At 70.3% G+C, this 14,054-nt stretch carries 12 protein-coding genes and 1 pseudogene; 7 read left to right on the plus strand and 6 right to left on the minus strand.

Going from position 1 to position 14,054, the window contains the following annotated elements; all coding sequences use genetic code 11:
• Window positions 1-120: 120 nt before the first annotated feature.
• The 4 genes from IEZ19_RS43585 to IEZ19_RS43600 all read right to left on the minus strand — a co-directional run bounded on the left by IEZ19_RS43585 (window position 121) and on the right by IEZ19_RS43600 (window position 5,171).
• Window positions 121-2,142 (minus strand): hypothetical protein, encoded by a 2,022-nt coding sequence (locus IEZ19_RS43585; protein WP_189316938.1) that lies wholly within the window; start codon window positions 2,140-2,142, stop codon window positions 121-123.
• Between the two features lie 566 nt (window positions 2,143-2,708).
• Window positions 2,709-3,344 carry a TetR/AcrR family transcriptional regulator gene (locus IEZ19_RS43590; protein WP_189316939.1) on the minus strand — a complete coding sequence of 212 codons (636 nt, stop codon included), beginning with the start codon at window positions 3,342-3,344 and terminating at the stop codon, window positions 2,709-2,711.
• A gap of 55 nt (window positions 3,345-3,399) precedes the next feature.
• A complete protein-coding gene (locus tag IEZ19_RS43595) occupies window positions 3,400-4,107 on the minus strand; it encodes an alpha/beta hydrolase (RefSeq protein ID WP_189316940.1) in 708 nt (235 codons plus the stop codon).
• A 128-nt stretch (window positions 4,108-4,235) separates the two neighbouring features.
• Complete coding sequence (locus tag IEZ19_RS43600; protein ID WP_189316941.1) at window positions 4,236-5,171, minus strand: SDR family NAD(P)-dependent oxidoreductase; 936 nt, start codon at window positions 5,169-5,171, stop codon at window positions 4,236-4,238.
• A gap of 387 nt (window positions 5,172-5,558) precedes the next feature.
• Between IEZ19_RS43600 and IEZ19_RS54305 the strand changes: the two are divergent.
• The 6 genes and pseudogenes from IEZ19_RS54305 to IEZ19_RS43630 all read left to right on the plus strand — a co-directional run bounded on the left by IEZ19_RS54305 (window position 5,559) and on the right by IEZ19_RS43630 (window position 11,219).
• Window positions 5,559-5,933, plus strand: a pseudogene (locus IEZ19_RS54305) (hypothetical protein).
• Window positions 5,930-6,337 carry a nucleotidyl transferase AbiEii/AbiGii toxin family protein gene (locus IEZ19_RS43610; RefSeq protein WP_189316942.1) on the plus strand — a complete coding sequence of 136 codons (408 nt, stop codon included), beginning with the start codon at window positions 5,930-5,932 and terminating at the stop codon, window positions 6,335-6,337. The pseudogene IEZ19_RS54305 and the gene IEZ19_RS43610 overlap by 4 nt, the downstream one beginning before the upstream one ends.
• A 180-nt stretch (window positions 6,338-6,517) precedes the next feature.
• Entirely contained in the window at window positions 6,518-6,841 is a 324-nt protein-coding gene (locus tag IEZ19_RS43615) for an acyl carrier protein (RefSeq protein ID WP_189316943.1), read from the plus strand.
• A gap of 347 nt (window positions 6,842-7,188) precedes the next feature.
• Window positions 7,189-8,640 carry an FAD-binding oxidoreductase gene (locus tag IEZ19_RS43620; RefSeq protein ID WP_229841536.1) on the plus strand — a complete coding sequence of 484 codons (1,452 nt, stop codon included), beginning with the start codon at window positions 7,189-7,191 and terminating at the stop codon, window positions 8,638-8,640.
• A 7-nt stretch (window positions 8,641-8,647) separates the two neighbouring features.
• The gene (locus IEZ19_RS43625; RefSeq protein WP_229841537.1) at window positions 8,648-9,823 is read left to right on the plus strand and encodes an FAD-binding oxidoreductase; all 1,176 of its coding nucleotides are present in this window, start codon (window positions 8,648-8,650) and stop codon (window positions 9,821-9,823) included.
• A gap of 37 nt (window positions 9,824-9,860) precedes the next feature.
• Window positions 9,861-11,219: a (Fe-S)-binding protein gene (locus tag IEZ19_RS43630; protein ID WP_189316945.1), complete on the plus strand. Its 1,359-nt coding sequence runs from the start codon at window positions 9,861-9,863 to the stop codon at window positions 11,217-11,219.
• On the opposite strand, the gene IEZ19_RS43635 is transcribed toward IEZ19_RS43630, so the two are convergent.
• A complete protein-coding gene (locus IEZ19_RS43635) occupies window positions 11,216-11,869 on the minus strand; it encodes a GntR family transcriptional regulator (protein WP_229841538.1) in 654 nt (217 codons plus the stop codon). The genes IEZ19_RS43630 and IEZ19_RS43635 overlap by 4 nt on opposite strands.
• A 178-nt stretch (window positions 11,870-12,047) precedes the next feature.
• Between IEZ19_RS43635 and IEZ19_RS43640 the strand changes: the two genes are divergently transcribed.
• Window positions 12,048-13,064: an alpha/beta hydrolase gene (locus tag IEZ19_RS43640; protein WP_189316947.1), complete on the plus strand. Its 1,017-nt coding sequence runs from the start codon at window positions 12,048-12,050 to the stop codon at window positions 13,062-13,064.
• Between the two features lie 233 nt (window positions 13,065-13,297).
• Here IEZ19_RS43640 and IEZ19_RS43645 read toward each other — a convergent pair whose 3' ends face one another.
• On the minus strand, window positions 13,298-13,585 hold the full coding sequence (locus IEZ19_RS43645) for a WhiB family transcriptional regulator (protein ID WP_189316948.1): 288 nt from the start codon (window positions 13,583-13,585) through the stop codon (window positions 13,298-13,300).
• Window positions 13,586-14,054: the final 469 nt, after the last annotated feature.

The raw sequence follows: 14,054 nt of genomic DNA on the forward strand, positions 1-14,054 counted from the left end.
TCAGGATCGGATTCCCTCCCCGCCTGAAGGCGGGGATTCCCTCCGAAGAAGAGGGATGGAATGTACTCCTGGAAGTTCAGGTGTCGCTGCCGCCGGCTCGTGGCCGGCGGCCTGCGGCGGTCAAGGCACCAGGTAGGCGCTGGGCAGTTCCTGGTCGATGCGGCCGCCTGTGGTGTCCCAGGCGGACAGCCGGAGGGACACGGTGTGGCCGGAGGCATCGGACGGCACGGTGTAGTCGGCGGTGAAGTCGCCCTTGTCGCCGTGCACCTGCAGGCGCTGCCAGTGCGCACCCTCGTCGTAGGACACCGAGACCTCGGCGCCGGATATCTGGCCACCGGAGGCGTACTGCTGGCGTTCGACGTGCAGCTTCAGGGCGTGCCGCCCCGGGGTGACCTGGTCGTACAGGTCCGCGTCGGTGTTGGTGTACGCGTACAGCAACGGCAGGGCGGTGCAGTCGGTCCCACCGGCGGGGCAATCCGAGGTCTCGGGCACGGCCTTGCCGTGTCCGGGGTTGGCCGTGAACGTCCACGTGGTGGTGGTCGTGGGCGACAACCGGTTGGGCGTGGAGTCGCGCAGGCTGTTGAGCGTCAGCTCGTAGCGGGCCTTCCCGGCAGGTACCGTGACCGTCGCCTGGTCCAGGTCCGAGTCACCGGTGGCATACAGCTCGCCGTTGCGCTTCAGGCTCACGGAGTTCGTCGAGTAGTTCCAGAGGCGTCCCTGCGTGCCGGGTGTGTTGTCGCCTTCCGCCTGGAGGGCGAACCGCAGCGAGGTCCCGTCGGAGCAGGCGCCGCAGGAGGTCACCACTCCGGGCGTTCCGACCGGCCCGTTGGGGTGAAGCCCGCCCGCCAGTAGCGTCTCGTCCACCGTACCGCCCTCACGGTAGGTGGTCGTGGGGGCCTGCAGGTCGACCTGCCGGTCGGACTCCTCATACAGATAGGTCCAGGTCAGGTCGGGCGGAGCGCTGTAGTACTCCGTCCGTCGTATGCCCGGCGTCATGAACTCGAATCCGGTCATGACCGTTGCCCCAGTCCGGTTGGCCCACGCGGGAACGGCGCGGTAGACCAGCGTGGCGGGCGCGCCGGACGTGCCCCCGGCGGTGTAGGAGCGCCGGACCGTCGCGAGTGACGCGGTGTCCACCGTCGTCGGGTACGCCTTCAGCGTCCGGTCGGCGGATTTGACCACGTGGTAGGCGTAGGGCTCGGCCGCGCCCGCGGGCGAGGCGAAGTCGAACGCCGTCAGGACGGTGAACTTGCCCTGAGTGACCGGGCCGGCGTCGGGGTTGATCTGCAGGCTCGTCAGTGCGGGGGTGCCGGCCAGGGCGGTGAGCGAGAACCAGGGGCCGTGGTCCGGACCACGATTCACGCCGTCTCCGCGATAGACGGCGAGTGTTCTGGTGCTGAGATCGGCGGGACGCGGTGTGGACGGTACCGGGATGGGAACCGTCGCGGCACGGGCGTCCATGGTCAGACTCGCGCCGTCGCGGATCGTGAACTCGGGCTTGATCGTGACGTGCTGCACGGAATCCGCCGGGTCGATGTACTCCATGGCGGCGGCGTAGTGGCCGGCCGGGACGATCAGGTGGATCGTCCCGTTGGTGCCGGTGATCCCGACCGCCTCCCGGACGAATGTGTTGTCGTCCAGGTTGGTCAGCCACACCGTGCCGTGGTCGGCAGGCTTGCCGTTGCTGCCCACCACGTTGAGGGTCAGCCGTGCCAACGAGTATCCCTGCCCGCTGTCCTGCCGCGCGGAGCGTACGGAGGCGGTGTCGGACGCGGGGGTGATGCCGCAGGTTCGCTCGGCGAGGGCCGTCGTGTCGTACGCCGATATGCCGCCCTTGGCGGCTGGGTCGGCCGCCGCGGATTCGGGTACGAGGTACTGGTGGCCGTCCGACCAGTAGGACTGGAAGGACTCGTGTACCGAGGCGAGATCGGTGAGTTGGGCGACCGTTTGGCCGTCGCGTTCGGCCACGGTGGCCTTCAGGCCACCGGGCAGCTTGATCTGACACGGCTTCGCCATGTCGGACGCCGGATGGGTGAACGCTGCGGGCGGCTCGGGCGCCGCGACCGAGGAGGGGACCATGAAGAGCCCGCCGAACGTGGTGAGCGCGAAGGTCGCCACCATCATGGATCTGAGAGGTTTCAAGAACTGACTGCCTTTCGTCCCCTGTCAGGCACCGTGAGTTCGTTCTCCGGTGCACATGCCGAGCGGCAATGTTGACCGAAAACACACGTCCCGGCTAGAGGGTGAACCGCCCGAGATATATGTCCTCGGGGGGTTGACGGCACACGTGCACTCGAAACCCTTTCGTTCCGCAACGTCCGCTGAAGAGCCTCACAGACGCCCCGCAGCCGGCGTGTTACCGAGGTACGCGACGTACGTGCCGAGTGTTCACATGCGCGACAGGTGTCTACGGCCGTCGTGTTCGTGGCCACTACAAGCTGTATGTGCGCCGGCTGCCGTCATGTTTCGGCTCGTTCGCTACGACGGCGCACCGGCGGTTCAGTGGGCGGAGCGCAGCGAGTTGGTCTGGTCGCGGTGCGCGATCGACTCGGTGCACATGCAAGCGACGAAAGGGGCGGCCTGTGACGGGTCGGCATCCCGTAGATCGCAGAAAGAAGGTGGGAAAAAACCTCACCACAGCACCCCGGAACAGGACTGAACGCTCAGTGGGTTGCTGTGGTGAGGTGTTTGGGCGGATAGAGGAGCGCCTACGCTCCAACGGGGCGTCGGTAGGCGCCGTACCACCAGATCCGCCCTAGTTCGCGGGCGAAGGCGGCGTCGCCGCCGCCGTCGTCGACGCTGATGTGGTGCGCGATCGCCTGGTTGCCTCCCCAGACGATGATCCGGCTCGCGGCGGCGGCGTCGAGGTCGGCCGGAGTAGAACCGGCCGCCTGTTCGGACAGCAGGGTCTTCAGCACCGCCTCGTCGAAACCTTCGAGGTCGGCGGTGTAGAAGTCGCTCACTTCCGGGTCGTACGACGCCGCCTCGCGGACCGCGGTGAGCACGCCCTGGTGGGGGCGGTGGATGGAGATGACCTCCACGAAGAAACGGGCGAACCGGTCGGCGCCGTCCGCCCCGGCCCCCGGCTCCCACCGCCGCGCCAACTCCAGCAAGGACTCCCGCAGTTCGTCGGTGAGCCGCACCAGGATGTCCGACTTGCTGTGGAAGTGCGCGTAGAAGGTGGCCCGGGAGACACCGGCCTCCTCGATGATCCGCTGAACACTGATCTCGGTGAAAGGCTCCCCCGCATCGAGCAGCCGCCCGAGGGTGGCCATCAGCTGGGCCCTGGTCGCGGCCCGACGCACGGCGTGGTGGTCGGCCTGGCGTCGGGTCACGGGTCTCATGAGATACCTTCTGCTCTTCCTGCGGGGCTGCGGCCCGGCAGTCCGCTACGGCGCCCTATGCCGCGGTACCGTGCGCGATCTGTTCGAGGAGATCGGCCAGCTTGTCGGGCATGGAGAGCAGCGGTGTGTGGCCGCTGGGGAGGTGGTAGGTGGCACCGCAGTGCGCGGCGAACGGCTCCTGGTAGGCCGGGGGGAGACTCTGATCGTCGTCGCAGAGGACGTAGCTGGTGGGAAGGGTCTTCCAGCCGGCCTGGCTGACCGGCTCGGCGAAGGAGAGCGCGGTCTGCGGCAGCAGCCGCGCCAGAGCGGCGTCCCTCTTGTCCTCGGGTACGTCGTTGTAGAGGGTGAACGCGGGGTTCTCCCGGACGGGGATGACACCCTCCACCGTGGCGAGGTCCGGCGCCTCACCGCCGAAGCACGTCGTCAGGCTCTCCCCCTCGTCCAGGGCGAAACCGGACACGTACACGACGTGGGACACGTTGGCGGCTCCCGGGGTCGCCTGGGTGACCGGAGCGCCACCGTAGGAGTGCCCGACGACCACCAGGGGGGCATCGATGGCGTCGATCTTCTCGCGGATCACCCGGGCGTCGTCGAGGAGACCGGGAAGCTTCCCCTCGGAGTCCTCGGCGACGACGCTCGGCAGGTCGACCGTGTGGCTGGTCCAGCCCCGGTCAGCGAGGACGTCCTGGAACTCGCCCCAACACCACGAGCCATGCCATGCCCCGTGCACCAGGAGGAACTGGGGGCGCTTGCTGTCGTTCATCGGGATCCTTCCGGGGAAAAGCCCCCACCTTCGGGCGGGGGAGGAATCGGACTCCTGCGGTCGTTCCTTCGTAGGGTCCGTGCGGTCGTGCGGGCCGGTACCCGCATCGTGTACAGAGGTCACCGAGGTCAGCGCACTACGGGAAGGGCGTAGTCCCACAGCCGGTCCGCGGCGGCGGGGTCGACCGACCACTTGGCGACGCCCGCCATCACGTCGGGGCTCCCGTCGACGGTCTCCGACTCCTGGTTGTCCTCGAAGTACCGCCCGGTCACACCGTCGAGGAGCGGTGACGCGGCCAGCAGCACCGTGGTGGCGGCGCCCTGGGCCGGGGTCTTGTAGAAGTCTGGGGTGATCAGGTTGCCGTCCGCGTCCATGGCACCGAGGGCCTGCATGGTCGCCGCGTCGAGGTGGCGGGTCAGGTTGGTGTGGATCCACCCCGGCGCGCAGGCGTTGGCGGTGATGCCGTGTTCGGCCCACCGGCGGCCGATCCCGACGGCGAGCAGCACGTCGGCGGTCTTCGACTGCGCGTAGGCGACGAACGGGTCGTAGGCGCGCTGCTCGAACTGCGGGTCGTCGAAGTCGAACCCCGCCCGCAGCTGGGCGCCGGAGCTGACCACGGCCACGCGCGGCTTCTCAGCCTCCTGCAGAGCGGAGCGCAGGCCGACAGCGAGGGCGAAATGGCCGAGGTAGTTGGTGGCGAGCTGCAACTCCCAGCCCTGGGCGTTGACCTGACGGGTCGGGAGCATCATCACGCCGGCGTTGGCGATGAGGCCGTCGACCGGCCCGCTCCAGGCGTCGCAGAAGGCACGAACGGACGCCAGGTCGGTAAGGTCGAGTGCGACGGCCCGCGTTCCCGGGAACTCCTTGACCAGCGACTCGGCGGCAGCGGGGTTGCGGGTGGCGACGGTCACCTGAGCCCCCGCGCCGGCGAGGGCGCGTACCGCCTCGGCACCGAGACCGGAGGACCCTCCGGTGACGATCATCCGGCGCCCGCTCAGATCGACTCCGTCGAGTACCTCTGCGGCAGTGGCGCGCATTCCGAACGGAGTGGTTGTCAGGGTCATACCTGTGTCCTGTCTCAGAAGGGGATGGCCTTGCCTCGCAGGGGGGACGCTCCCTCGCGGCCTCATCCGTCGACAGTAACCATACAACGTGTTCATACATGGGCCCGGCTGTATGGTTCTGACTCGCTGGTTCTGACTCGCACACGTGTGAGCATGTGCGCCCGCAGTGCCTCCCGGGGGGATCGTGGGCCCGTTTCGCGCGTCGGCCGGGTGCACCGTCCGGAGGTCACAGGTCTGGCTGGAGCGGACCAGATCCGTACGACCCGGGACCGCCCGCAGCACGGTCTGCGGCCGTGACGCATGGAGCGGGCCGCCCGCGGAGATGGTCCCGGACCGCCGCTCCCCTCTCACGCCGCTGGCGCCGGTCGGCCGCCATAATTGCGAGTCATGGCAGCCGGCTCGCAGTCCCATGCTCCCGGGGCGAAGGACCTCCCCGGCGCGTACGCCGAGGATCTTTCGCTCCGCCAGCGCCTGCCGGAATCGCTGGAGGAGTTGCACGGCCCCGCCCAGGGGGTCGTGGACCTGCCCCTGCCTGTCGCCTCTCCGGGATGACCTCGTTCGACCTGGGCAAACCGCGCCAGCGCATGGGGCTGTACCGCACCGTTTCTGCACGAGGACCTGCGCGGCGACCTGCCCCGCTACCTCAATCAGGACCTGCTGCAGATGTGGCCCGTCCTGCGCACCCTGGTCGGCCGCACTGTACGCACCGTGTGGGAGGACGCCTTCCCCCAGCTCGTCGCTCGGGTCCGGTCAGCCGCGTGACGGACATGCCGGAGCTGCACAGGCGGCTCCTGGCGGATGTGATCGCCCTCGGTTCCGCCTATCCTCTCGTCCTCACCGGCGGGTATGCCGTCCGGGCGCACCGTCTTGTGAACCGCCCCAGCCGAGATCTCGATGTCGACAGCGGGAATCCGGCTCCCATGGCCGACATCGCGGCCACGCTCCGTACTGGCCTGCAAGCGCGGGGCTGGCGAGTGCAGTCGCTGGAGACCGCTCCACTGTCTGCCCGCTTCACTGTCCGATCCGGTGAGGCGTTCGCCGCGTACGGCCTCGACAGCGCCACCGTCACGGCGCTGCGCGCCTGTGCCGTGGAGTGGGCCGACGACCTCGCGGCCCGTCTCCTCGAAGAAGCCGAGGATCCGAACGTCGACGAAGGTCGGCAGTAGCTACCCAGAGCGGCCAACTGCTCTCACTCGGTTGATCCCTTCCCTCTCCCCCGCCACGGTCGCTTCGGTCGTTTCAGCAGCTGCGACGAGCCTCCCTCGACGGCCGCTCAAGTCCGCTCGGGCACGCTGCCGACGGCGGTACGTCAGATCCCGCTCTCGTAGCTGGAAGGAAGCCAGTCGATGGCGTCAGCACCGTGGAATCCGGCATTCGAGACCGTTCTCAGGAACGGTCTGCCCGGTCTGGACAAGGACAAGGCTCTGAGGGTCGACGTTCCGTTGGAGGAGTACGGCCTCGACTCCCTGGCCCTCATCGGCATCGTCAGCTCCCTGGAGCGGGCGTACGGCGTCAACCTGGCCGGCCAGGTTGTCGTCCCCGTGCGCATGCTCACGGCAGGGCAGTTGTGGGGCATCGTCTCGGCAGCGCTCTCCCCGGCGTGGGACACCGCTTCCACCGCCCCGGCCCTGCGCCGGAGCCAGTCCCCGAGCCCCTGGGCCATCGCCTGAGCGCACCCAGGCGGCCCCAGGTCTGATCGGCCGGTCTTCCCGAGTGTCCGGGGAGACCGGCCGATCTGTGTGTCGGTCACGGTCTCCTGAGCAGCACATCCGGCACGTCCGCCGTGTGGCTGCCGTTCTTGGGGTTCCTTGCTGCTGCGGCGTGCCGTCTCGGGAGAGCGTTGTCCGCGCGGAGCTGACCACCACGCGTGCGAAAACTTGTATCTCAGTTGTGTCTTGACGGGGTCCCCCCTCGCATCTATGTTTCCGGCTCATGAAGTTGTAACTCCGCATTGCGGAATCTTGCTCGGATGCCACTCGCTGTTCCACCGGACAGAACAAGGGGAGAGGGGTACGAGTTGCTGACGACGACCACCATCACCGAGTTCGAGGAGGTGCTCGGTACCGAGGCGGTGGTGACCGATCCGGTGGCCCTGCGCTCGTACGAGTGCGACGGGCTGACCGGCTACCGCGTGACACCGGCCCTGGTACTCCTGCCCAGCACTGCCGAAGAGGTGGCGGCCTGCGTCTCCGTCTGCGCCCGGGAGGACATCCCCTTCGTCGCACGCGGCGCCGGCACCGGTCTGTCGGGCGGGGCCCTGCCCGTCGCCCAAGGCGTGGTCATCTCGGTGCAACGGCTGCGCCGCGTGCTGAGCATCGACCCCGACAACCGGCGCGCCGTCGTGGAGCCCGGAGTCACCAACGCGGACATCAGCCGCGCCGCCGCCCCGTACGGGCTGTACTTCGCCCCTGACCCGTCCAGCGGCCAGGTGTGCACCATCGGCGGCAACGTAGCGGAGAACTCCGGCGGCGCGCACTGCCTCAAGTACGGCTTCACGGTGCACCACATCCACGCCGTCGACGTGGTCCTGCCCGACGGAACCCTCACCCGGCTCGGTTCCCACGCCCCGCACCAGGCGGGCTACGACCTGCTGGGCGCCTTCATCGGCTCCGAGGGAACGCTCGGCATCGCCGTCCGGATCGAGGTACGGCTGCTGCCCCGGCCTGCCGCCTGGCGCACCCTCGTCGCCGACTTCGACTCCCTCGAAGCCGCGGGCGACACGGTCACCGACATCATCGCCGCGGGCATCGTCCCGGCAGCGATCGAGATGATGGACTCCCTGTCCATCGAGGCCGTCGAGGCCGCCGTGGCCGCCGGCTACCACCGCGACGCCCGCGCGGCACTGATCGTGGAACTCGACGGCCCGCACCAGGAGGTCGCCTCCCAGTTCGCGGAGATCCAGCGACTGTGCCGCGACCACGGCTGTACGCATCTGCGCGTGGCAGCCGACGCGGACGAGCGGGCCGTGATCTGGAAGGGCCGCAAGGCCGCGTTCGCGGCGGTCGGCCGGATCAGCCCCGACTACCTGGTCCAGGACGGGGTGGTACCCCGCACCCGGCTCGCGGAGGCGCTGACGCGGATCGCCCGTCTCGCCGACGCGGCCGGACTGCGCGTGGCCAACGTCTTCCACGCCGGTGACGGCAACCTCCACCCCCTGGTCCTCTACAGCGAGGCCGCCGGCCAGCACGACCGCGCCGAACACCTGTCGACCTCCATCGCCGAACTCTGCGTGGAACTGGGCGGCTCGCTGTCCGGCGAGCACGGCATCGGCACCGACAAGGCCTGTTCCATGCCGCGCCAGTTCGATGCCGACAGTCTGGCGACCATGCGGCGACTGCGCACCGCGTTCGATCCCCACGACCTGTGCAATCCGGGCAAGGTACTGCCCACTCCGCGGCTGTGCGGCGAACGCCCGGGCCCCTACCAGCCACACCCGCTGGAAACAGCCGGTGTGATCGAACGGATGTGAGGCGACGGTGGCCATCTCCGGCACAGAGCTGCACACGTGTCCTGCCACACCGGCGGAGCTGCGGACCGTCCTCGCCGACACCGTCGCGGACCACCCCAAAGTCCGTATCGCCGGGGCCGGTACCGCCGCGGAATGGGCAGCCCCGCCCGCTCCGGCCGATCTCGTCGTGGACACCCGTGCTCTGCGCGGCATCGTCCGCTACAACCCGGCCGACATGACCGTGGCCGTCCGGGCGGGCACCCCGCTGGCCGACCTGCGGCGCGAACTGGCCGCGCAGGGACAGCGGATCGCCTTCGACGCCCCCCGCGCCGACGCGGGCGCGACGATCGGCGGGCTGATCGCCACGGCGGACGCAGGGCCTGCCCAGCAGGCCTACGGCACACTGCGGGACCTGGTCATCGGCATGACGATCGTCCTCGCCGACGGCACGGTGGCCCGCAGCGGCGGGCATGTCATCAAGAACGTCGCGGGATACGACCTCGCCAAGCTCTTCCAGGGTTCGCTCGGCACGCTGGGCGTCATGGCCGAAGTCGTCCTGCGACTGCACCCGTTGCCCCGCGCCGGCGCCACCCTGCGTCTGGCCCGAACCGCCGCGGAGGCCGTCGCTGTGGGCCGGCGCGTCATGGCCGGCGCCCTGGAGCCCGCGGCGCTGGAGTGGTGCCGCAACCACCTTCTGGTGCGCTTCGAAGGAGGACAGGAGGGCGTCGAGGACCGCCTGTCGGCCGCGGCCCGACTGGCCGGGGCACCGGGCGACGTACTGCGGGACGAGGAGGAGGCCGCGGCCTGGCGGCCGGTGCACGAGGTGACACTGGGCCGTCCCGGCGACACCGTACTGCGCATCGGCACCCTGCCCGGCCGGGGTTCCCGGCTCATCGAGGCGGCCGACGCGCTGGCAGCCCGCTGCGCCGTGGAGACCGACGCCACCAGCAGTGTCGGCGTCGGTGCCCACACCGTACGCCTCCACACGGGGGACCCCGCCGCCCGTGCGCGGTTCCTCACCACGCTGCGGGCCGAGGCCGCCGCTCTCGACGCGCTCGTGACCGTGCGCCGCCGCGAGGGACTGCCCGACGGCACCGATGTCTGGGGCCCTCCTCCGCCCACGGTGCCCCTCATGCGCGCCGTCAAGCAGCAGTTCGACCCGGCAGACCGGTTCGGCGCCGGCCGCCTGGCGCCCTGGCTGTGATCCATGCCCGGCACCGCCCCACCCTTCTGGAGAGGTCATGAGTGAGACCACCGACCCACCGCAGCCGGGGACGAGTTCCTTCGACGACCACCACCCGCCCGCCCGCAACCTGCTGGACGACTGCGTCCACTGCGGCTTCTGCCTGCCCACCTGCCCGACCTACGTGGTCACCGGGGAGGAGATGGAGTCCCCCCGAGGCCGCATCTACCTGATGGACCTGGCGGCCAAGGGCGAAATCCCCCTCAACGACGCGTTCGGCTCCCGCATCGACTCCTGCCTGGGCTGCCTCGCCTGCACCACGGCCTGCCCTTCGGGCGTCCAGTACGACAAGCTGATCGAGGCGGTCCGGCCGCAGCTCGAACGCAACGTACCCCGGACGCCCACCGACCGGTTCTTCCGCGCCGCCATCTTCCATCTCTTCCCACACCCGGGCCGCCTGCGCCTCGCCGCCCTGGGCGGCATCGCCTACCGGGCACTGGGCATCCGCGCCCTGCTCCACCGGCTCGGAGTGATCCGCCGCCTGCCCGCGCGGCTACGGGCATTGGAGGCCCTGCTGCCCCCGGTCACCCTGCGGGACCTCCTGCGCCGTACGCCGTCCCACGTCCCCGCCGCGGCCGCCGCTCCGGCCGGGCTGCGTGTGGGACTGCTGGCGGGCTGCGCCCAGCGGGTCTTCTTCGGCGACGTCAACGCCGCGACCATCCGGGTCCTGGCGGCCGAGGGCTGCGAGGTGTACGTGCCCCGGGACGGCCAGTGCTGCGGCGCCCTGAGCATGCACGCCGGACGGGAGGACGACGGGCTGGAGCGCGCGCGCCGCACCATCGACATGTTCGAGCGCCACGACCTCGACATCGTCGTCACCAACGTCGCCGGGTGCGGCTCGACCCTGAAGGAATACGGCGCGCTGCTGGCCGACGACCCCGACTACCGGGAGCGGGCCGCCGCGTTCTCGGCGCGGACGCGCGACATCAGCGAACTCCTCGCCGAACTGCCGCCGTTGGCCACACGCCACCCCCTCCCCCTGCGCGTCGCCTACCACGACGCCTGCCACCTGGCCAACGCCCAGCGCATCCGGTCCCAGCCCCGCGAGGTTCTGAGGGCCATCCCCGACCTGGAGGTGGCCGACATCGCCGAGGCGGAGATCTGCTGCGGCTCGGCCGGCATCTACAACCTGGTCCAGCCGGAGAAGGCCGAGGAACTGGGGCGGCGCAAGGCGGCCAGCCTGCACGCCGCACGGCCCGAGGTGATCGCCACCGCCAACGCGGGCTGCCTGCTGCAGATCCGCCGCCACATCGGCGAGGACGTGCCGCTGGTCCACCCGGTTCAGCTGGTCGACGCGTCCATCAGAGGCGTCCATCCCTTTCGCGACTCAGCGAAACGGCGGCTGCCGCATGACTAGGCCAGGCCCAACGCCGCACGCGTACTGGCGAGATGGGCACGGACGGCCGCCTTCGCCCGGTCGGCGTCACCCGCCCGTACGGCGTCCGCGATCTCGGCGTGCTCGGCCAGGATCGTCTCGCTCCGTCCCGGGTCGGCCACCACCGAATCGGCGATCATACGGACCTGACGGTCCCGCAACGACCCGTAGAACTGCCAGAGCAGAGGATTGCCCGTCGCCGTCAACAGGCTCGTGTGGAACAGCCGGTCCTCCTCGAGGAAGGCACTGAGGTCCGCGGTGCCGAGCAGCTCGCGCTGCCGCTCCAGATGTCCGGCGAGTTCCCCGTTCAGTGCCTCACGTGCCCTGGCCGTGCCGCCGGTCAGCTTCTCCACCGCGAACTGTTCCAGAACCGCGCGAGCCTCCAGAACGGCCTGGACCTCGCCGGGAGACACCGGCACCACGAGCGCGCCGCGCTGCGGGTACAACCGGAGCAAACCCTCGGTCTCCAGACGCAGAAACGCCTCCCGCACCGGGGTCCGCGACATCTGCAGTTCCCGGGAGACATCGCCCTCGCTGATCAGATCGCCGCCCTCGTACGCACCGCGCAGCACCTGACGCTTGACGTGCTCGTACGCCCGGTCCTTCGCCGCCTGCCTGGGGCTGTCGGCCACCACACCTCCCGCGCGTCACGTCCGGTGAGATCCGAGTCCTGTCCATCTTAGATACCAGACGTACGTCTGCGGGCTGTCACCCAGGCCGCCCAACGCCCTCGGCAGCGGATGTCCGTACGGCGCACGACGCGTCGCGCCGGACCGGCCCCGCAAGGAAAACCAGCCATGAGAGGTTCCGATGAAGCCAACCTTTCCCTCGCCCCACGACAGTGAGCGGAGCGCACCACCGGTCCCGTTCGACGCGGAGCTGTCGGCCGTCCTGGACGGTCTGGGCGCCCTGCTGGACGCCGAACCGACATCGCCGGCCGTTGTTCCCGGGTGGCGTGCCCTGCTCGCCGAGGCGGCTCCCGACCCGACGCTCGAGGAGCTGCGTGGTGACGGGGCCTTCGAGGTGTACGAGCGGCATGCGCCGGGGCCCGACGGCGCCCCCGATGTCCCACTGCTCATCGCCCGCCCCACCGGCCTGGCCGACGGCGCTCCCGTCGTCTACCACCTGCACGGCGGCGGCATGATGAGCGGCACCGGTCGCACGGGCGTCTCGTGCCTCCTGCGCGAATGGGCGGAGCCGCTGGGACTCGTCGTGGTGTCCGCCGACTACCGCCTCGCCCCCGAGCACCCTTATCCCGCGGGCGTGGAGGACTGCTACGCCGGCCTCGTCTGGGTGGCCCGGCACGGTACGGAGATCGGCGCCGATCCGGCGCGGATCGTGGTGGCCGGCGGCAGCGCGGGCGGCGGGCTGAGCGCCGCCGTCGCGCTCATGGCCCGCGATCGGGGCGGCCCCCGGCTCGCCGGGTTGCTGGCGATGTGCCCGATGCTGGACGACCGCAACGACACGCCGTCGGCGCGGCAGATGGCCGGCCGCGGGGTGTGGGACCGGCACACCAACGAGGTCGGCTGGGCGTCCCTGCTGGGCGAGGCCCGGGGCACCGACGCGGTCTCGCCCTACGCGGCGCCCGCGCGCGCCGACGACCTCTCCGGTCTGCCGCCGGTCTACATCGACGCCGGTGCGGCCGAGACGTATCGCGACGAGGACGTCGCCTTCGCCACCCGCGTCTGGCAGTCCGGCGGCGACGCCGAGCTGCACGTCTGGTCGGGCGGCTTCCACGGCTTCGACCAGATCGCGCCGGACGCCACGGTCTCCCGGCAAGCCAGGGAGGCCCGCGTCGACTGGCTGCGCCGTGTCCTCGCGCGCTGACCCCGCACGGTGCAGGACCGGTGGTGGCAAGGTCGTGCGAGGCTCAGCAGTCCGGCTACGGCGACGCGCAGGTTGCGGCTGAGCCGGTTCGCGAAGTCGACCCGGTTGACGGCCGGTTCGGGGTCACCTCACGCTGACCGTCTGCATGACCAGCACCCTCGACCACGCGGACGTCTGCGCCGCAACACTCCAGGCCGCGCCCGGCCTGTACGGCAGGTGTCGGCCGTTGCTGCTCAGGTGTCCGCCGAAGCAGACCCGATCGCCGTACGGGCGGCGTCGCGGTGGAGGAGGCGGCGGTCGGCCTCGCTCGTCCCACCCCATATGCCGTAGACCTCGTGGGTCTCCAGCGCCCACTGACGGCAGAGATCGACGACGGGGCACTGGCGGCATACCGCCTTGGCCGTGTCGATCTGCAGCAAGGAAGGGCCGGTTTCACCGATGGGGAAGAACAGGTCAGGGTCCTCGCCTCTGCAGGCGCTCCTTTCCTGCCAGCCGGCGCCTACGAGGGGGTCGCGGTACATCAGGCCTCCCAAAAGGTCTGTTGAGACACACCTCAGGGCAGGCACCCAGGGCATGTCGGCTTGTCGTCTGTAGCCGGAAGGGGTGGCCGGTGCGGCCCGAAAGGCGTCCATCGGGTGGGTCCGACGCCTCGAGGCGAGTCACTCACATGGTCAATAAGTCGGCGATGGCCAGATATTCCTGCACATGTCGACAGACACATGTCACCGCGGTGGAGGAAGGTGCAGGAGGCGACGTAGGCCACCCGTTGCCTGGGGAGGCGTGGCCCGCAGCGGAGCGTTGTCGCCGGGCACCCTGAGGTCGATGAACGGCGTCTTCGCGCGCAGCTTCCGTACGGCGGGGGCGGGCCGCCAGGGGCGAGCGCGGCGTGTCGTCGGTTGTTCACTGCCGCTCCTCACAGCCCTCGCGGCAGGCGAGTTCAGGCTGCGTCACAGCGGACCAGGGTCCCCGAGGGTTGCCCGGCGGCGCAGG

It is taken from the genome of Streptomyces brasiliensis, from assembly GCF_014647875.1.
Classification (GTDB): domain Bacteria; phylum Actinomycetota; class Actinomycetes; order Streptomycetales; family Streptomycetaceae; genus Streptomyces; species Streptomyces brasiliensis.